Source organism: Rhodopila sp. (assembly GCF_965277165.1).
Classification (GTDB): domain Bacteria; phylum Pseudomonadota; class Alphaproteobacteria; order Acetobacterales; family Acetobacteraceae; genus Rhodopila.
The window spans coordinates 2,630,039-2,649,323 of sequence record NZ_CBDICE010000006.1 but is presented as its reverse complement, the minus strand read 5'-3'; the positions used below and the strand labels follow the sequence as shown (position 1 = coordinate 2,649,323).

The following is a 19,285-nucleotide window of genomic DNA, read 5'->3' as shown; positions in this document are numbered from 1 at the left end:
CGGCTTCGGCACAGTCAGCCGAAAACTTCGGCCCAGGGCTGCCGGCCCGCAACATTGTTGCCGTAACGTTGCTACGGCCACATCCGATGGCTCGGGCGGTAGGATTCGAACCTACGACCAATCGGTTAACAGCCGATTGCTCTACCGCTGAGCTACGCCCGATCAGACCCTCGGCAACGGCCACCGAGCGCGCCTTCTAGTGTCCCCGCCGGGCCGGGTCAACCGCGCAAAAGCGACGGACTTGCCGTCGCGTCAGACATTGCCGGCTCCCCCAATGGAGCTTCCGCGGATCAACCACCGATCAGCACGGTGAGACAGTAAGTTGTCCCGGCCATGCGATGCTGTATTATAGCTCCGTAAGCGAGAGTGGCGGAACGGTAGACGCAGTCGGCTCAAAATCGACCGCCCTTCGGGCATGGGGGTTCGAATCCCCCCTCTCGCACCATATCGACCGCAACAGCGGGCGCTTAACCTGCACCGTTGATCTGGTATTCGATCGTTATTTCGCCACATCCGCGAATTCGGCTCCAGTCAACCGCCCCAGGTCACTCGGCGTTAGCTCAAACACCGATTTCGTCGATCCTCCGGCAGCCCAGATCGTTGGAAACAGCTTCAGATCGCGATCCAGAAACACCACCGGCGCGACCGTATGCCCGACCGGCGGCACAGCCCCCACCGCAAAGCCCGTCTTCTCCAGCACGAAGCCCGGGTCCGCTCGGCTTATTTTCTGTCCGACCAGCCCAGCGACCTTCTTCTCATCGACCCGGTTGGCACCCGAAGCGACCACCAGCACCGGCCGTCCATCCGCCGTCTTGAACAGCATCGACTTGGCGATCCGCGCCAAGTCGCAGCCGACCGCCGCCGCCGCCTCGGCCGACGAGTGGGTGCTGTCCTCGAACTCCAGGACACGGAACGCTTCCCCCAGAACGCTCTGCACACGCATCGCGCCATCACTGCTGGCTGGCCGCATCATCGCCCTCGTATCTCCGGATCGCCAATTCCCGAACCGCTCATTCCCGAAACCTTGGTCCGAACGTCCGGTCGAACGAAGCCGTCCCACGCGAACGCCCACCCGCGGATCCGGGGACGCGCCCGCAGCACCGGATTCTCCACGAAGACGTGCAGTAGCCACGCCAGCGGTATTGTCACGCCGATCGAGGTTACCGCACGCGCGGCGATCATCAGGTATGGCGACATCGGCGGCAGCGAGTTCAGGAACGGCTCCACCTCCAGCAACCCGATCAGGTGCGTCAGGTAGAACGGGTAACTGATCGCCCCCAGGAACAGCGGCAAGCGCCAGCGCAGAAACGGCAGTTGCCCTTGACTGACGGCGCCCACCAACGCCGCTGCCGCACCCATCTCCACGCAGCGATCCACGCCGCCATGGCCCAGCAACACGTTGGTAAACAGTAGCGCAAGAATTGCGGCCGACAGCAGAGACCGGCTGTGCCAGACCCACTGCGGGATCGAGGTCACGCCGGCGCCAAGGATGAACGCCGGCAGGAACATGATCAGCGGATTGCCGCGGCAAAATGGCAGCGCCGCGATTGACACCGCAAGCCCCACCAGCATTTTCCAAGTGCTTCCCTTGGTCAGCCCCCAGAGCAGGAACAACATTCCACTGGCAACGACCTCGGCTTGTAGCGACCACAGCACGCCGTTCAGGCTGTGGCTGAACAACAGCATGTTCCGCGCCAGTTCATAGCCCGGGGCGCTGGTGAAGAATCCAAGCAGCAAGCCACTGGCGATCGTCAGGGGCAGCAGTCGGTAGAGCCGGGCGGCGGTATATTCCGGCAGATCGCGGAAAAACAGCATGTCCTTGCGGCGGAAGGATTCCCAGAGCACGTGGCCGCTCAGTGCGAAGAACACCATCACCGCGGCATCGCTCGGAAACAACGCTTCAAGGATACGCATGACGACCTGGGACGTCGGCCTGGTCGGGAAATTCTTTAGGCTGGTTCCCCACAGCCCGAGGCCGGTAACCTGCTCGTAGCAATGGCCCAGCGCGACCGACAGGGCGGCGATACCGCGCAGTCCATCAAGGTCTGGATTGCGGATTGCCCCGCTGGCACTTTTGCTCAAGACGGGCCGCCCGCCAACACTCGACGGGCAATCCCGATGATCCGATGCGCCTCCGACCATAAGCCATACGGCTCAAGCGCATCCAGCGGCGCCCAAACCGCGGCGGTCACGTCGGTCGCCGCCACCGGCTCGCCGGCCACCCAGCGTGCGGCGAAATCGAGGATTGTGTAATGGAACCGCACCCGGCCATCGGCATCCCGCCGGATCGTATCGACATGGGCACAGAAATGCAGCTCGCCCACAACCAGCCCGCACTCCTCCATTAGTTCGCGCCGGGCCGCTTCCTCGCACGTCTCGCCGACGTCCTGAGCACCCCCAGGCAGTGTCCAGCTACCCAGATTCGGTGGCTTGCCCCGCTGGCACAGCAGTACGTGGTCGGCCTTGATCACCACGATCCCGATGCCGACGAATGGTCGGGTCGGATACTCCCGGTTCACTTGCCGCCCGCATCGGGCGTCTTCGGACTGGCGATCCCTGAACTAGCCGTCCCTTGACCAGCATTCCCCGGACCAACCACCCCTGCGTTCGGCGCGCTCGAACTGGGCGCCCCCGAACCGGGCCCCGAACTGGGCGATGATGGCTTCGCCGGTTCCTCGGCCTTCAGGTCAGCCATCGAGGGCACCAGCGATTTCTCCTTCCAGGAACCAATCTCATACGACCATCCGGCCAGCCGCCCATTCATTCGGTCCGCCTCGACCTTCGTCTTGTCCGACGCAGCCGAGGCCGCAAAACGGGCCCAAACATGACTACCAGCGTGGAGCACCGTGACCTTCACCGCAAGCCCGTCGTCGGTCGTGAACACCGAGTGTCCGGCTTCCGACCCTGGCGCATCGGCATCTGCTTTGACCTCCTGGAACGTCAACAACTCCAGGCCGCGGGCAACGTCGTCCACTTTGTAGTCTTCCAGTTTCGGATGGTCCGCCGGCTGCGTCAGCGCGAATTTACCGTCCCGGCGCGTAAACGTCAGCGCCTGATCGCCGACTACGACCGAAGCGATCCGCTCGTGCGATATGTTCATCACATTTCGATCCAGCCAAAGCGACGCGTCGGCATCCACCTGCAGGCCGCCCTCGGCGAGCCACGACTGGTTCTCGCCCGGGCGACGAACGTAGACCTCCTCCGGTACGTCGGCCTGGCTGCGGATCCGCCGATGCCCAACAATAAGCGCCGCGACCGGTTTATTAGAAGCGTCCACCAGCCGTAGCAGATCGGCACTGGAAGACGCCCCATTCGGGTCATCCACGCCCAGCCTGCTGAACTCCGCCGGGTCACTCGTCCTCGGCTCCGCCAACCGTAGTTCGGTCAGTCCGGTCAACATGCCGCGCAACTTGGCTTCCTGCACTGGGTAATCGTGCATTGAAGCCACCCCCCAGCCTCCATCCGGCCGTTTCTCGATGACCGTCTGCTTCGCTTGATGGGTAATCTCGATCCGGGCGACCTGGCCTAGCTTGGGCGCCAGATCGGGAAACATCAGCTTGCCCCGAGCGACGGTGGTTTGTTCACCTGGCGTCAGGCGAGTGCCAAAATACCAGCCGCCTAGTACGGCGACGACACCCAGTATCACCAGTGTCCCGACGCCGCGCGCCCTCATCGCCGCGCCCTCGCGCGTCGGCGCCGTTGCACGATACCCATGCCGATCGCCAGCATGGTCATCAACGCCGGCACCAGAACGATGGTGAATATCCGCATCTCGTCCTCAAGTCGCGAGATGTCGCGGTTCAACTCCAACTGCACCGTCCGTAGCTTCTGCCTGGTCTGCAGTACGTCCTGCCGAGCCGCGCTGATAGCGGCCCGCTGGTCGGGCGTGATCACCGCCTCGGGCTTGGCATTCTCGCCGGCGCCGCCGGATCGCAGCGTGCGAAGATGCTTTTCCACATCGTCCAGATGCTGCTGCAACGCCTGCTGGGTCTGGCGGAACCGCGCCTCGGCGTCGCTCTGCATCGCGGCCACCAAGGTGAACGGCCGGTTGGTATCGCCGCGGGACCGCAGCCCGATCAGCGCGTCGCTGCCAGCCAGCGTTCCGATCAGGTTGGCGACGAACGGTCCGTTGTCCGAGAATGGCGTCGCGCTCTGCTGGCCGAAGAAATCCGAAGTCTGAACCCAGAACCGATCGGCAAGAATATCCGAGTCCGCCACCACCACCATGTTTGCCGGACCGTCGGTCCGCGCCTTGAACGGCGGAAACCCATTTGGTCGCTTCTGCCCGCTTGGCAGCGGGGGCGGCCCAGTGAAAGCCGATTTCAGCACTCCATGCACGCGCGCCGCGATCACCCGCGGACCGCCCTCGGGCTTGAAGCCGGCCAGCACCTTTGCCGGATCCGGGGTCTTGACCTCGTCCACCGGGATCAACCCGCTGTGGTCGCTGCTGCTCAGGATCGGCACGAAATCGATCGACGCGCTTGGCGCCTTCGAAAGGAACCCCGAAGACGCTACCGTCACCTGCTGCAGATCCGCCGTCGCCGGATCGTCGTGGTTGATACCGTCGCGAATGTTGAACCAGGCAACGTAGTTCACCGCCTGCGCCGCATCGTTTCCAGCCGCCCGCACCCGCCATGCGCCCGTCAGATCGCCGACAACCTGTTTGGGATCGAACACGATTCCCCACGCGTCGAACAGCTTCTTCAGGTCCGAGTGGGCATCCCGCGGCGGCATCCCCGAAGGCGACGGCGTCGCTGCCATCGCCTCGCTCCACGGATCGACCATCGCCATCAGCTTGCCGCCCCGCATCACGAACTGGTCGATCGCATACAGCGTGGCCGGCGACAGATTCTGCGCTTCTGCCACCAGCAACACCTTGATGTCCGGATCGATCACCTGCGCATCCGTCGGCACGGTCTTCACCGTGTTGGTCTGCCGCAATAATACTGCGGATGCATAAGGCTGCCCCTCCGGCCCACGTCCCTGGGTCATCATCATCGTGTGCGGATCACCATCCAGCGGCAGCGACGACATCACGCCGACCACCGGACGCTTAGGGTTGGACAGCTCATAGATCAGCTTGGTCAGGTCATATTCCAGAAATCGCTCGCGCTCCGCCTGAAAGAACGGGATGGTCCGCTCGTCGTCCTCCATGTTGCTGCCGGCCAGACCGAAATAAATCTTTGACCCGCCCTGATCCAGCGGCACCCCCTGCAGGCCATATGCCATAGCTCGGTCCTCGGTCTCGCTGAACGGTTCGGGATCGTAAAACTCCAGTCGGACTTTGCCGTTCGACTCCGACGCATAGTCCCGCAGAATCTCCCGCACATGGTCGGCATAGCTGCCATAGGCCGGCACGGTAGTGCCCAACTGCCGCGAGTAGAACAGCCGCAGCGTTACCGGCTCCTTCAGCCCCGCCAGGATCTGCTTCGTCCCCGGCGAGAGTGTGTAGATATGACCCTGCGTCAAGTCGATCTGCGTGTTCGCCAATCGAGCGTCGGCGAACATGTTGATACCGATGGCGATCGCCGCGGCGGCGATGACGCCGATGATAGAAAAAGACAGTCGGCGCATAGAGCTCAGTCCGCTTTTCGCTGATCGACCAGGACAGTATTCAAGAATAGAAAGAAGCCGATGAATGTGGCGAAATAGATCAGGTCGCGCAGTTCGATAACGCCGCGGGTGAAATCGGTGAAGCGATCGATCACCGCGATTCGCCGGGTGAATTCTCCCAGTGCCGGCACGTTATGGGCCAGAAAATCGTTTACGATCGGGTTGGATGCGACGGCGAAAATAAAACAGATCGCCACAGCCAGCACGAAGGCGATCACCTGATTCCGCGTCACCGCCGACATCGCCGCGCCAACCGACAGAAACGCCCCCGCCACCAACAGGCAACCGACGTACCCTGAAGCGATCACCCCATTATCCGGCGACCCCAGGATGTTGACGGCTATGACGAAAGGAAACGTCAGAACCAGGGCGATTGCGCAGAACGCCCAGGCGGCAAGGAATTTCCCCAACACTGCCTCGCCCTGCCTGATCGGCAAGGTCAGCAATAGTTCGATTGTCCCAAGTCGGCGTTCCTCGGCCCATAGCCGCATGGTGATCGCCGGGATCAGCAGCAGAAAGACCCACGGAATGAAGGTGAAGAACGGATTGAGATCTGCCTGCCCGCGGTCGAAGAATTGCCCGAGGTTGAACGTCAGCGCGCCTTGCAGGACTAGGAAGATAACGATGAACACGGTGGCCACCGGTGTGGCAAAATAGCCGCGCAATTCCCGGCCTGCGACAACCATCGTATTCGTCATGTCGGTTGCCTCGTTACTATGCCGGCCAGCGATGACACCGTTGGATCGTAATCGCCCGGCTCAGGAGAATGACGGCAAAATGTAAGCGTCACGATCACGCGGCCTCCGGCATCGTCAGCGCCCGGAACACCTCCTCCAACCGTCCCGAGGGAGCCCGCTGCGCTAATTCCGCAGGCGTCGCGTCGGCCACGATCCGGCCGTCGGCGATTATGATCGCCCGCGAGCACACCGCATCGACCTCTTCCAGAATATGGGTCGAGATGACGATCGCCTTGTCCGGCGCCATTCGCTCGATCAGGCCGCGCACCTCGTGCTTCTGGTTCGGGTCCAGACCGTCGGTCGGTTCGTCCAATACCAGCACCGGGGGGTCGTGCAGCAGCGCTTGCGCCAGTCCGACCCTGCGTTTGAAGCCCTTTGACAGGGTCTCCACCGGCTGCAGCCTCACACCTTGCAACGTTGTCAGCCCCAATGCGTGATCCACTCGGTCCGCAAGTTCAGAACCCGCATAGCCGCGCACCCGAGCGCAGAACCGCAAAAACCCCTCGACCGACATCTCCGGGTAGGTCGGCGCGCCTTCCGGCAGAAACCCCAACAAGCGCCGCGCCGCCACGCTGTCAGTCTGTACGTCATGGCCCCGAATCCGAGCGGTGCCCGCGGTCGGGATCATGAAGCCGGCCAGCATCCGCATCGTCGTCGATTTTCCCGCGCCGTTCGGGCCGAGGAACCCCAGCACCTCGCCGCGTCGCACCGCAAACGACACATCGTCCACCGCGGTGAACGCACCGAAACGCTTGGTCAATCGTTCGATCTCGATCAAGGCCGGTTGGCTCGATGCCTCCTCGATGCGAGTCGCCACGCTGCGTTCCCTTGCATTCCCCATTGAGCGGCGGACATACAAGAAATGCCAATCAATGCAACCAGGAAGCCGGATGTATGACGGGATATTAACTTAACGAAAAGTTAGGCTGTCGTTGCCTCCAGTCGTCGGCGACCCGGCCGCACGTTTGAGCAACAAACTGTCAGGTCCGGCATGGCGACTATATGTGGTGGCGCCAACCGCGATCGCGATCAGGCACAATCGAATAGCGAATCCACAGCGTCCTGCCCCAGGTCCGGATTGCACCGGTGATGCTCCGAGGTCAGTGCGCCAGCGTTATTGTACGGTGCACTGACCATGACGCGCTCAAACGCCGGCGCCTCTTCACCCGGCGCCAACTCGGTCAGCATACTTTCGACCTGCTGCAAGTGCTGGATCGCCCGCCGGATTCGCTGTCCGGTAACGTCTTGGAACGAACAAGCCTCGAAGATCGCATTGACCTTCTCGTTGACCACGCCCATCGAGGCGGAATCGTGTTTCCCCTCCCGCAGCCAATCGCCGATTGCCTCGGCGGCTTCCATGATTCGGTTGGCTGCTTCTTCGGTCGCCTGGACCACCGCCTCAAGTTCCAAACCACTGTTGCGGGTGGCGAACGTGGGTAGCGCGACTACACTCGCCACTTGCTCACGAATGTCCGACAATTGCCGTGACAAGTTGGTTTCGCTGAAATCCATCAAGTCCGAGGTCGCGTGAACCTCGGCGCTCAGTTCGGCGATGCGTCGGTCGACAAAGCTACGCAACGCGGCGATTTCAGTCCGGATCGTCGCGCACACAACCTGCTGGATCTGGTCTGCCTGGTTCGCCACTGTGCCCGCCCGCGTTGCGATCGACTTCTGGAAACGGGCATCTGAGCCTAGTGGGGTTAACATTCGGTAAATGGCACCACCATGCAGGGTGGTCCAGCCAGCCGGCTTCGTGCAGGTCAGGAGCCACGTATGGATTGGGCTCTTTATCAATGGTTTTCGTTGACGGTCGTACCGTGAGGGCGTCACCTCACCTGCCTTAAGTGCGGCTTTCGGCTTTGCGAAATCACTCGCGCCGCAAAACCGCGGTCTCGGGTCGCCCGACCGCCGGGCCTGTATGACGTCGCGGCGTCCCTATATATGGTCCCAGCCCAACTGAAACGGAGCGACATCGATGAGCACAACGCAGGAATCCGCCACCCTGGGTGGTGGCTGCTTCTGGTGCCTCGAGGCGGTTTTCAAGGACCTCCGCGGCGTCAACTCGGTCATGTCCGGCTACGCCGCCGGTCACCTTGCAAACCCAAGCTATAAAGCCGTCTGCGGCGGCCGCACCGGTCACGCCGAGGTGGTGCAGGTCAAGTTTGATCCAAGTCAACTGGCCTATGCCGACCTGTTGCGGGTGTTCTTTTCCATCCATGACCCAACCACAAAGGACCGCCAAGGCAATGATGTCGGCTCGCAATACCGCTCGATCATCTTGACCCAGTCCGATGCCCAGGTCGAAACCGCCCGCGCGGTCATGGAAGAGATCGCCGACGCCCGTATTTGGCCCGCCAAGCTGGTGACCGAGATCGAGCCGCTCACTCAGTTCTACGAAGCCGAACCGGAACACCACGATTACTTCGCTCGCAATCCGTGGAGCGGATATTGCCAGGTGGTCGTCGCTCCGAAAGTGGTGAAATTCCGCAAGCAGTTCGCCGACCGGGTGAAACGCGAGGCAGCCGAATAGGCTGTCTTCGCGGCTGCATCGGAGGTACGCGGGCGCTACCGACGGGCTCCCAAGCCGCCGGAACGGCGCTACGTTGTCGCCGGTTGCCGTAATTGACGAAGGCCACTCGCCGCTATAACGAATCGCAAGCAGGAGCGCGCCATGGACCTCAACTTCACCCCAGAAGAAATCGCCTTCCGCGACGAAGCTCGGCACTTCTTCCGCAGCGCGGTCCCAGAATCCATTCGAGCCAAGGTCGCGGAAGGCGAGGGTCTCACCCGCGACGATATGATCAACGCCCAGCGTACCCTGCACAAGCGCGGCTGGGCCACGGTGAACTGGCCGGTTGAATGGGGCGGCCAGGACTGGACCCCGATCCAGGTCTATCTTTATCAGGACGAGATGCAGCAGGCCAACGTGCCCGCGCCGATCGCTTTCAACGTCTCCATGGTCGGCCCGGTCATCGCCCAATTCGGCAATCAGGCGATGAAGCAGCGCTTCCTGCCCGCCACCGCCAATGTCGACATCTTCTGGTGCCAGGGCTTCTCCGAGCCCGGCTCCGGCTCCGATCTGGCGTCGCTGCGCACCAAGGCGGAGAAGCGCGGCGACAAATACGTGATCAATGGCCAAAAGACCTGGACCACGCTTGCCCAATACGCCGACTGGATATTCTGCCTCTGCCGCACCGATCCCGCCGCCAAGGCGCAGGAAGGGATTTCCTTCATTCTGATTGATATGAAGACCCCCGGCATCACCGTCCGCCCGATCATCACCATGGACGGTGGCCGCGAGGTGAACGAGGTGTTCTTCGACGACGTGGAAGTCCCAGTGGAGAATCTTGTCGGCCAGGAGAACAAGGGCTGGGACTACGCCAAGTTCCTGCTCGGCAACGAACGCACCGGCATCGCCCGCGTCGGCGCATCGAAGGCCAAGATCGCCCGCATCAAGCAACTCGCCGCGCTGGAATTCGCCGGTGAGCGCCCGCTGATCGAAACCCCGCGGTTTCAGGAAAAGCTCGCCGCCGTGGAGGTGGAGCTGAAAGCCTTGGAGATGACCCAACTCCGGGTCGTTTCGGACGAACGCAAACTGGCCAAGGGCCGACAAAACCCAGCCTCGTCGATCCTGAAGCTGAAAGGTTCGGTCATCCAGCAGCAACTGACCGAAATGCTGATGGAAGTCGTCGGCCCTTACGTCATGCCCTACCAGCGCGACTTCGAGGGCAACAACGAGCCCATCATCGGCCCCGATTACGCCTCTGAGGCCGCGCCGATGTATTTCAACTACCGGAAAGTCTCGATCTACGGCGGATCGAACGAAATCCAGCGCAATATCATCGCCAAAGCTATATTGGGGCTGTAGCAAAAATGGATTTCGATCTGTCCGACGATCAGCGTCTGCTGAAAGACAGCGTGGACCGCCTGGTCGCTGATCACTACCAGTTCGAGCAACGCAAGAAATACCTCAGCGAACCCGCTGGATACAGCTCAGCGATGTGGGATCGCATTGCTGAAATGGGTTTGCTCGGCCTGTCGTTCGACGAAACCCTGGGTGGCTTCGGCGGCGGCGCGGTCGAAACCGCCATCGTCATGGAGGCATTCGGTCGCGGCCTCGTGCTCGATCCGTACTTTGCCACCGTCATTCTCGGTGGCGGTCTGCTGCGCCGCGCCGCGCCAACTGCCTTGCTGACCGCCTTGGCGCCGAAGGTAGCCGCCGGCCAACTAAAACTGGCATTCGCTCATGTCGAACGACATTCCCGCTATAATCTCGCTGACGTCAGCACGTCGGCGCAAAAGGACGGCCACGGCTATATCCTGGACGGCGCCAAGAGCGTCGTCATTCACGGTGATAGCGCCGACCGTGTTTTTGTCACCGCCCGCATCGACGGCGAGCAGCGCGCCCGCAACGGCATCGGCCTGTTCCTGATCGACCCCGCCGCCCAAGGTGTGACCCGACGCGGCTACCCGACCCAAGACGGCCTCCGTGCCGCCGAACTGACCCTGACCAAGCTGCGAGTTTCCGTCGACGACCTGCTCAACGACAACGCCCTGCCCGTGATGGAGCACGTCATAGACGAAGCCATCGCTGCCCTCTGTGCCGAGGCGGTCGGTGCCCTGCAGTCGCTTCAGGACCTGACTTTGGAATATCTGAAAACCCGCAAGCAATTTGGTCGCCCGATCGGATCGTTTCAGGTCCTGCAGCATCGTTCGGTCGACATGCTGGTCGCGCTTGAACAGGCCCGCAGCATGGCCATGTTCGCCGCCGTAATGGCCGCCGAAGAAAATCCAATCGAGCGCCGCCGCGCGATCTCCGCCGCCAAGGTCCAAATCGGCCGATCCGCCCGTCACGTCGGTCAGGAGGCTATCCAACTTCACGGCGGTATTGGCATGACCAACGAATATGCCGCCGGCCACTATTTCAAGCGCGCGACAATGATCGATCAGCTCTACGGTGATGCCGACACCCACCTGGCCTATTTGGCCGCAAACGGCGGTTTGTTCGGCAGGGTCGCTTAAGTTTGGCGTGCGCCGGAGCGGTCCTGCTCGATCTCGACGGAACGCTATCAGACTCCCGTCCCGGCATTGCCGCGTGCTTCCTTCATATGCTGGCCGAACTCGGTCACGATCCGGCGGCGGTTGGAGACGTCACATGGGCGGTCGGGCCGCCGATCGCCGTTTCGATTCGGACGCTGTTGGCAAATTATGGCGACGATCGCGTCGATCTGGGCGTCACCACCTACCGGGCCTGCTACTCGAAGACCGGCCTTTACGGCTGTTCGGTCTACCCCGGCATTGTGGAAATGCTTACCGCGTTGTCCCACGCGGGCCGACCTCTCTGCGTCGCCACATCCAAACGCCGGGACTTCGCCGAACGCGTCGTCGAATACCTGAAACTCCGGTCTTTTTTGCCGAAAATCTACGGCGCGCTTCCCGGCGGTGGCCTCGATGACAAAGTGGATTTGCTGGCCGAGATCCTCAGAGCGGAGGGCTATGACCATTTCAACACCGTCATGGTCGGCGACCGTCTACACGATATCGCAGCCGCCAAGGCCAATAGCCTTCGCTCGATCGGCGTCCTATGGGGCTATGGCGGTCAGGCCGAACTTCAGACGGCCGGCGCTGACGTAATCGTCACCCGCCCTGCGGAGGTCATGAGCCACCTCTCCTGAGCGGTGCCGGCAGACCTACCCGTTTCAACCGGTTCATTTTTCCCACCAGCGCCGGGCCCGAGAACCCCTTGGCTAAGTTCCTGCCAGGGTCGGTTTCGCCCATGACGCCGAGGCTGCTCCGGTAGGCTGGTTGCCCCGCGCCAAAGCCCGCGCCAGATGCCTCGATATCCGCCGCGAGGCGAAGCCTGCACCGTAGGCGAACCGCATCATCGGCCCAAAACTGTTCGAGGCCGCGGTGCCGACGAAATACAGCCCAGGCACCGAACTCTCGAAGCAGCGCGACAACCGAGGCGTCTGGTTCACGCAATCCAGCCGATCCAGCACCTCCGGCCCAAGGAATGCCAGGCGCCGCATATCCACCCGATAGCCTGTTCCGGCGATGACGTGGTCCGCGGTCACGATCTGCTTCTTGCCACCGCGAAGATCCAATTCCAGGCGCACGCGACCACCCACCGCATCCGCGCGAGCGATCGTCGCGCCCACAACGACGGGAACAATGCCGTCCACCTGCGGCTGCAACGTCCAGCCGGGTGCCGCTGGCAGATGCTTGCGCACAATCATCAGCCGGAACGCCTCAGGCATGGCGTGGAACACCGACGGCATGGCACAGCATGCCCACGACCGCCAGCCTGTGCCCAGGCCGGACTCAGGCTCCTTAATGCGATCCAACAGGGTCCGCTCGGTCGGCGGTCCACAATAATCAATGACCGGGCGACGGGCGATCAGGGTTGGTTTTGCCCCTACCTGCATCAGCACCGGCGCCAGGTTGAGCGCCGAGGCACCCCCTCCAATGATCGCCACCTCACGCTCAGCGAATTGACCGACCTTCACGTGCCGCGCGCTGTGGGTGGCCAATTCGCTGGGAAGATCAGCAAGTTCCGGTGGGGTGTATTCGTAGGAGCGGATTCCCGCGGCAACGATCAGGCGGCGAGCCTGTGCCACCTCGCCATCATCCAAATAAATGTCGAACCCATACGATGTTGGCATCACATTGGTCACTTGGCGATCTTCCAGCCGCGGCACGAAGCGCTGCTGGAATGCGATGCCATAGGCGATAAAGGTCGAAAGCGGGATCGGGAAGCCAATGTCCTCGTAGGGCAACCCGCGGTCAGCACAGAACCGAGCCAGCGTCATCTCCTGCGCGGGATCGTAAATGTCCGATCCGTTGCCTTCCGATTTCAGCACCATCGATTCCGGCATCGATGTCCGCCAGGTGTGCATGGGGCTGCCGAAAATACGGAAGTCCACATTCTGACCGGCAAGGTGAGCGGCGATCGAGAGCCCATAAGGACCCGCGCCGATAATCGCGACATCGACGATCTCAGTCATGACACCCGCTACGTTAGGAACAATTATGTTGTCGGAAATTACATCCAAATCGACAACACAATTCAAAGAGAGGACGTTGGCTTATGAGAAAGGTAATCTCACGTTCCAACACACAAAATCGCTGTTTCATCGCCCTCGGCTGCTGCTTTTTGACAAACGTCTGATAGCCGAAACCATAGCCTACAGTGATTATGTCGGCGAAGCGCGGTCAAACGCCAATAAACTCTGAGTGGTGGCAAAAGCACCCTTATTTCCCGCTGTCACGGCAATCCCACGCCTTCGCTGAGATCGTTCCCACAGCCCACAAAAAAACTTCCGCAAATGGAAGTTGCGACCCGCAAAGCACCTCGCCCACGGACTTCGGTCAGGAACGCATCAAAAATCCCGTCGAACGACACGTTTACCCGGCCCGCCAGGCCGCCGACGCTAACGGTTGCCGCCCTCGCGCGAAACACGTCAATTTGCGCCGGTGCAGCAGCGCGTGAGCCTTACAAGCGCATGAACCCACAACGACCGATTATGCGAACGCGTACTCCTCCACGACGCAGTAACGAATTGATCAAAGAACCGAAACGCCGACATACCACTCAGGCCGAATGGCATCGGCCACCAATCAATCAAGCGGGCTCGGGACCACGCCAGTCTTGACCGGTCACCGTGGTGGCATACGCAACGCGCCGTCCAATCGGATCACCTCGCCGTTCAAGAATCTGTTGCGCACGATGTGCTCCACCAGTTCGGCATATTCCGACGGCCGCCCCAGCCGCGCGGGAAAAGGAATTCCAGCCGCCAGGGTCGTCTGCACGTCCAGCGGCAATCCGTCCACCATCGGCGTATGGAATAGCCCGGGCGCGATCGTCACCACCCGCACGCCGGTCCGAGCCAGTTCCCGCGCCGCCGGCAGCGTCATTCCCACCACGCCGCCCTTGGACGCGGCGTAAGCCGGCTGTCCGATCTGGCCCTCATAGGCCGCGATCGACGCAGTGTTGATGATCACCCCACGCTCGCTTTCGTCCAGCGGGTCCGAATCCGCCATCTGTGCCGCCGCCAGTCGCAGCATGTTGAAACTGCCGATCAGGTTGACGCGGATGACACGCTCGAATACGTCCAGCTTCAGCGGACCGTCGCGTCCAACGATCCGGCCCGAGGTGCCGATCCCGGCGCAATTGACAAGCACCCGTACCGGCCCATGCGTCGCGCGCGCCGCCGCGAATACCGCCTCGCCCGAGGCCGCGTTCGCAACGTCGCATGCGATGCCAATTCCGCCGATGCGCGCCGCGTGAGCCTCGGCCGCCGCCTGATTGATATCGGCCACCACCACCTTGGCACCCAAGCCGGCGAGATGGGCCGCCGTGGCTGCACCCAGGCCCGAACCGCCGCCCGTCACCACCGCTGCTAAACCATTGATCTGCATCAGGTTGCCCTCCACCGTCGCTGACCAACAACCACCTGCCGGCGGCGCATGCAAGCCTGTCCTGGGCACCACCAGGTCCCGGGCCGATCGACGCCAGTGACGCTTTCGCAGGGCCCCGGCGGGCCGAGGCAATCGGCCACCCTCACGACCAAGCAGTTGGCCCTATGGCATATCACTCAACACCACGCCGGATGCGATAGACATCGGCACATGCACCGCCGTGTCGAGGCTCCAACCCGGCCCAAGGTCGGCGACGATGTTCCAGCCGGTTGGCGGCGTGACCATTGAAAGATTGTCGGTGACCGAATTGCCGCGGCCCATCATTCCGGTGCCGTAGGGGTAGAACAGCCGACAAGACGCACTCGGATTCGCCAGCGGACGTGTCAGTGTGATGCGCAGTTGGGTGGTATTCAGCCGAACGCAGGCCGTCGCGGTAACGATCGTGCCGGGCATGGCCACCGAACCTCCGTCCATTACCGCCCATCCAACGCCAAGCGCCGCCTGCGTGGCCGGGACGATAAGGTCGGTGCCGCAATCGTGCCGCACCGTGATGACCAGGCTGGTATCACTCTGGCGATAAACGTTTGTCACCACCGGCCCCCCTGCACTGGGAATGCCCTGTGGGATAACGGCGAACGCATCTCCGCCCTCGGACGCCAGGACGGCGCGCGCCACCAGCGGCGCCGCCAGCATGCCGAAACGCCGATTGTCCGGAATGTCGCGATGCAGCGGGTCACCGCCGCTCCAGATCCCGGTCGTCGCATCGTAGACAAGCGCCGGTCCGCCGATGCTGCGCGGCAGGCTGTCCGAGGTTTGCGGCAGCACCACGGTCACGTTCTGCGTTCCATCCGCCGCCATGGCGGCGACAACTTCGCGTTGCATCTGTGTGCCAGGGTCGTTGCCATCGTAATCAAATGGTATCGCCGACCACCAGACCTGCGGCAGGCTCGCGACCGAGCGCGATAGTATGCCGCGCTCGAGGGACAGAAACCGCCGTGCCGCGGCCCCGTAGGTTGCCTTCTCGCTGTATTGGCGTGTGCTGTCGTCCTCCGACCACGGCCACAGGATCACCGCGATGTCGGCGGCATCCTCCGCCTTGGTGTTGGATTGCAGCCAGGTCTGCACCGCCAGCCCGTCGCTGCCGAGCCCCCATGTTGAGGGATCGCTGCCATCGCCTGGGTTATTGAGGAAGGACCCTGTCAGGCCCAGAGCCGGCACCGGATACATGCCCTCGCCATGAATACAGGTGGCTGCCGGCGGAGCGCCATAACTGCCGACCACGCCGAAGCCCAGCGCCCCCAGGTGCCACGCAACGCCCTGGGCAAGCAGATGCCACGCGCCATCGATCAGGCCGTTGCCGCAGTTGGATTGGCCGGTGACCAGCACCTGAATGCCTTTACGTGGCCCCCGGGTCCACCGCGATTGATAGGATAGAACATCAGCGATCTCGGCACTGCTGAGCGCGCGATCCCAGATTGCGGCTTCATGGAACCAGCACTCCGCCCCGCCCGCCACTGCCCCGTTGTGCAGGAAAAGCAAGGGCGCGCTCAGCGACGGCGCCATTGGATTAGGCGCGGCGGTAACGACCTGATTGTCGTCAAGCCAGACATCGACCCCGCTGCCTGGCGTATTGCGCAACACTACGGCGTGGCTGTGCCGGCGCGTCAAAACGCTGCTCAGCACGCTTTGCTGGGCGCCTGGGAACAGCACCAGTCTCTGTCCGCCGTCGTTGTCCGCGGCCACCACCTCGATGCCGGCGGTGCTCAGCAAGGTGCTAGCGGCGGCGGAACTCTGCCGCCAGTTTGGCCGCGACCAGACCAGGAAAACCGTCCAGGCTGCGGCAGACCCAAGGTTCATCGACGCGCTGATCAGGCCCTGGTCCGGGTCCATCAGCGGAAGCTGCTGGCCGGCGCTGGGAACATTCGGCGGCACGATCGTATTCAGGCCGAGCCCGCCCAGAAGGCCATTCAGCCGCGGCGTCGCAATTGGCAAGCTGGACCCGCTGGCCGCCGCGTGCCAGACCGCCAGCGGTGCGCCGGCGCCGGATTTGTCGGCGACCGCGGCGGACGAGGCACCGAATGCACTCAGCGGCTTTGCCGCGCCGTCGAGCATGCCCGCCGGAACCCCGGCATCCCACCAGCCGGTCAACCCGGCCCATGGCATCGTAACGGGCAGCGGTGCTTGCAGCATGGGCCTTCCAGGTGCGGCCATCAGAATCTGCTGCCCCGAGCCAGTTAGAACGACGCTCATGGCGCGGCCTCGGCAGCGGAGTGGGTGTCTGCAACGATGATAAAGCAGCGGTCGAGCATCCGGTGGCTCTCCTTCGAATTTGGCGCGATCAACCCTATCGCCAGTTATGTTCTGTGAATGTTCTAACAATACCTAACGTGAAATGCAAGCAAATCTAACGTGTGTCTGACATCCAGCGTCGAGAACCATCCGGCGGCTGCCCCTGGCTTCCGCCCTTGCGGTGCCCCATTACTGCGTGGGTCGAACCGAGATTCGTCTCAGTCTGACTCCGACAAACCCCGCCCGGGACACCCGACGCGCCGCACGCAGACCGGCCTTGACCGTCGACAAATCCAGCCTGAAAACCAACGCAATGAAGCAGGGAGCAACGCACGATGACAACCGCCCCGTCCTATGCGGAAGCCCGCGGCGACTGGATGCGCGACCCCGAGGTGTATTGGGCGACTGAAGCTCAGGGCATCGCCTGGACCAAGCCCTGGGATAAGGTCTTCGATCCCCACCAAGGTGCATTTGGCCAGTGGTTTGCCGGCGGCATGCTCAATACCTGCTACAACTGCCTTGATCGCCACGTCGAATCCGGCCGCGGCGACCAGCCCGCACTGATCCACGACAGCCCCATGGCCGGCACGATCAATACCTTCACTTACAGCGATCTGCTCGGCCGCACCGAGAAGCTCGCCGGCGCCCTGGCAAACCTGGGCGTCGGCAAGGGCGACCGCGTCGTCATCTACATGCCAATGGTCCCCGAGGCCGCGGTTGCCATGCTCGCCACTGCTCGCCTCGGCGCGATCCACTCCGTCGTATTCGGCGGCTTCGCCGCGGCGGAACTGGCGACACGCATCGCCGACGCCAAACCTAAGGTTATCATCTCGGCCTCCTGCGGGCTGGAGCCGGGCAGGGTGGTCGAGTACAAACCGCTGCTCGACGCCGCCATCGCGCTCTCGCCGCATAAGCCGGCCGCCAGCCTCATCCTGCAGCGCCCGCAGGCCGAAGCGACTTTGACGCCAGGCCGCGACCACGACTTCGCAACCACGGTCGAAGCCGCTCCACCGCATGCCTGCGTCCCGGTTCTGGCCACTGATCCGCTCTACGTGCTGTACACCTCTGGCACCACCGGCCGCCCGAAGGGCGTGGTCCGCGACAACGGCGGCCATGCGGTGGTGCTGTGGAACTCCATGCGCATGATCTACGGGCTGGACGCCGGCGATGTGTTCTGGACCGCGTCGGACGTCGGCTGGGTCGTCGGTCACAGCTACATTGTCTATGCCCCGCTGCTGCGCGGCTGCACCTCGGTGATGTACGAAGGCAAGCCTGTCGGCACGCCCGACGCCGGCGCGTTCTGGCGGGTGATCGCCCAGCACCAGGTCAAGGTTCTGTTCACCGCCCCCACGGCCTTGCGCGCCATCAAGCAACGCGACCCCGAGGGCAAACTGTCGCGCGACCACGACATCTCCTGCCTCGATGCGCTCTATCTCGCCGGCGAGCGATGCGACCCCCCGACCGGCGTTTGGGCGTACGAACTACTCGGCAAGCCGGTCGTCGACCACTGGTGGCAGACCGAGACCGGCTGGCCGATCACCGCGGGCTTCCGCCAGTTCGGGCTGTTCCCGTTCAAACCCGGCTCCGGCGGCCGTCCGTGCCCCGGCTACGACCTGCATGCGCTGGACGATGATGGACGTGCGCTGCCGCAAGGCTCGACCGGCAACCTGTCGCTGCGCCTGCCTCTGCCACCCGGCTGCGGCCCGACACTCTGGCAGAACGACGGCGGCTATCGCGCATCCTACCTCACCGACTTCCCTGGCTGGTATCGCACCGGCGATGCTGGCGTGATCGATACCGATGGCGACGTCTGGGTCATGGGTCGCACCGACGACATCATCAACATCGCCGGCCATCGTCTATCCACCGGAGCTCTGGAGGAGGTCCTGGCCTCGCACAGGGACGTCGCCGAATGCGCCGTCATTGGCGCCAAGGACGAGCTCAAGGGCCAGACCCCGATCGGATTCGTGGTGTTGAAATCCGGCGTCGACCGATCCGAGGCCGATGTCGCCGCCGAACTGGTCGCCCTGGTGCGTGACCGCATCGGTCCCGTCGCCGCGTTCAAGGATGCCCGGGTCGTCGCCAGACTGCCGAAGACGCGATCCGGCAAAATCCTGCGCGCCAGTATCCGCAAGATCGTCGATGGTGAGGACGCACCGGCGCCGCCGACGATCGAGGACCCGGCGGCATTGGACGAGTTACGCGCGCTTTTAGCGAACTAGGAAAAC

At 62.9% G+C, this 19,285-nt stretch carries 16 protein-coding genes and 2 tRNA genes; 6 read left to right on the top strand and 12 right to left on the bottom strand.

All coding sequences use genetic code 11. The features are described from left to right. Window positions 1–87 precede the first annotated feature (87 nt). Window positions 88–162, bottom strand: a tRNA-Asn gene (locus ACQY4Y_RS24355). Between the two features lie 198 nt (window positions 163–360). On the opposite strand from ACQY4Y_RS24355, the gene ACQY4Y_RS24350 reads away from it, so the two are divergent. Continuing rightward, window positions 361–445 (top strand) — tRNA-Leu (locus tag ACQY4Y_RS24350). A gap of 54 nt (window positions 446–499) precedes the next feature. Here the strand turns inward: ACQY4Y_RS24350 and ACQY4Y_RS24345 are convergent. From ACQY4Y_RS24345 to ACQY4Y_RS24310, 8 genes are all read right to left on the bottom strand, one after another. Next, complete coding sequence (locus ACQY4Y_RS24345; protein WP_428493158.1) at window positions 500–973, bottom strand: YbaK/EbsC family protein; 474 nt, start codon at window positions 971–973, stop codon at window positions 500–502. Further along, window positions 970–2,082: an acyltransferase family protein gene (locus ACQY4Y_RS24340; RefSeq protein ID WP_428493157.1), complete on the bottom strand. Its 1,113-nt coding sequence runs from the start codon at window positions 2,080–2,082 to the stop codon at window positions 970–972. Before ACQY4Y_RS24340 ends, ACQY4Y_RS24345 begins: the two co-directional genes overlap by 4 nt. Further along, the gene (locus ACQY4Y_RS24335; RefSeq protein WP_428493156.1) at window positions 2,079–2,519 is read right to left on the bottom strand and encodes an NUDIX hydrolase; all 441 of its coding nucleotides are present in this window, start codon (window positions 2,517–2,519) and stop codon (window positions 2,079–2,081) included. Before ACQY4Y_RS24335 ends, ACQY4Y_RS24340 begins: the two co-directional genes overlap by 4 nt. Beyond that, window positions 2,516–3,673, bottom strand: coding sequence for a DUF4340 domain-containing protein (locus ACQY4Y_RS24330; RefSeq protein ID WP_428493155.1), 1,158 nt, complete (start codon window positions 3,671–3,673; stop codon window positions 2,516–2,518). Before ACQY4Y_RS24330 ends, ACQY4Y_RS24335 begins: the two co-directional genes overlap by 4 nt. Then, a complete protein-coding gene (locus ACQY4Y_RS24325; RefSeq protein ID WP_428493154.1) occupies window positions 3,670–5,574 on the bottom strand; it encodes a Gldg family protein in 1,905 nt (634 codons plus the stop codon). The genes ACQY4Y_RS24330 and ACQY4Y_RS24325 overlap by 4 nt, the downstream gene beginning before the upstream one ends. A gap of 5 nt (window positions 5,575–5,579) precedes the next feature. Further along, window positions 5,580–6,311 carry an ABC transporter permease subunit gene (locus ACQY4Y_RS24320; RefSeq protein WP_428493153.1) on the bottom strand — a complete coding sequence of 244 codons (732 nt, stop codon included), beginning with the start codon at window positions 6,309–6,311 and terminating at the stop codon, window positions 5,580–5,582. 94 nt (window positions 6,312–6,405) lie between these two features. Beyond that, window positions 6,406–7,167, bottom strand: a complete 762-nt coding sequence (locus ACQY4Y_RS24315; RefSeq protein ID WP_428493152.1) for an ABC transporter ATP-binding protein — start codon at window positions 7,165–7,167, stop codon at window positions 6,406–6,408. Window positions 7,168–7,379: 212 nt separating this feature from the next. After that, window positions 7,380–8,144, bottom strand: coding sequence for a hypothetical protein (locus tag ACQY4Y_RS24310; protein WP_428493151.1), 765 nt, complete (start codon window positions 8,142–8,144; stop codon window positions 7,380–7,382). 181 nt (window positions 8,145–8,325) lie between these two features. Here ACQY4Y_RS24310 and msrA point away from each other — a divergent pair, with 181 nt between their 5' ends. From msrA to ACQY4Y_RS24290, 4 genes are all read left to right on the top strand, one after another. Next, complete coding sequence (gene msrA, locus ACQY4Y_RS24305; protein WP_428493150.1) at window positions 8,326–8,880, top strand: peptide-methionine (S)-S-oxide reductase MsrA; 555 nt, start codon at window positions 8,326–8,328, stop codon at window positions 8,878–8,880. Between the two features lie 141 nt (window positions 8,881–9,021). Further along, window positions 9,022–10,218: a pimeloyl-CoA dehydrogenase large subunit gene (gene pimC / locus ACQY4Y_RS24300; RefSeq protein WP_428493149.1), complete on the top strand. Its 1,197-nt coding sequence runs from the start codon at window positions 9,022–9,024 to the stop codon at window positions 10,216–10,218. Window positions 10,219–10,223: 5 nt separating this feature from the next. Beyond that, window positions 10,224–11,372: an acyl-CoA dehydrogenase family protein gene (locus tag ACQY4Y_RS24295; protein WP_428493148.1), complete on the top strand. Its 1,149-nt coding sequence runs from the start codon at window positions 10,224–10,226 to the stop codon at window positions 11,370–11,372. Window positions 11,373–11,374: 2 nt separating this feature from the next. After that, window positions 11,375–12,025, top strand: a complete 651-nt coding sequence (locus tag ACQY4Y_RS24290; protein WP_428493147.1) for an HAD hydrolase-like protein — start codon at window positions 11,375–11,377, stop codon at window positions 12,023–12,025. A gap of 72 nt (window positions 12,026–12,097) precedes the next feature. Here the strand turns inward: ACQY4Y_RS24290 and ACQY4Y_RS24285 are convergent, their stop codons facing one another. The 3 genes from ACQY4Y_RS24285 to ACQY4Y_RS24275 all read right to left on the bottom strand — a co-directional run bounded on the left by ACQY4Y_RS24285 (window position 12,098) and on the right by ACQY4Y_RS24275 (window position 16,958). Further along, window positions 12,098–13,354, bottom strand: a complete 1,257-nt coding sequence (locus ACQY4Y_RS24285) for an FAD-dependent oxidoreductase (protein WP_428493146.1) — start codon at window positions 13,352–13,354, stop codon at window positions 12,098–12,100. Between the two features lie 652 nt (window positions 13,355–14,006). Next, window positions 14,007–14,768: an SDR family NAD(P)-dependent oxidoreductase gene (locus ACQY4Y_RS24280; RefSeq protein WP_428493145.1), complete on the bottom strand. Its 762-nt coding sequence runs from the start codon at window positions 14,766–14,768 to the stop codon at window positions 14,007–14,009. Between the two features lie 162 nt (window positions 14,769–14,930). Then, complete coding sequence (locus ACQY4Y_RS24275; RefSeq protein ID WP_428493144.1) at window positions 14,931–16,958, bottom strand: hypothetical protein; 2,028 nt, start codon at window positions 16,956–16,958, stop codon at window positions 14,931–14,933. A 434-nt stretch (window positions 16,959–17,392) separates the two neighbouring features. On the opposite strand from ACQY4Y_RS24275, the gene ACQY4Y_RS24270 reads away from it, so the two are divergent. Next, window positions 17,393–19,279, top strand: a complete 1,887-nt coding sequence (locus ACQY4Y_RS24270) for an AMP-binding protein (protein WP_428493143.1) — start codon at window positions 17,393–17,395, stop codon at window positions 19,277–19,279. The last annotated feature ends 6 nt before the right edge of the window (window positions 19,280–19,285 follow it).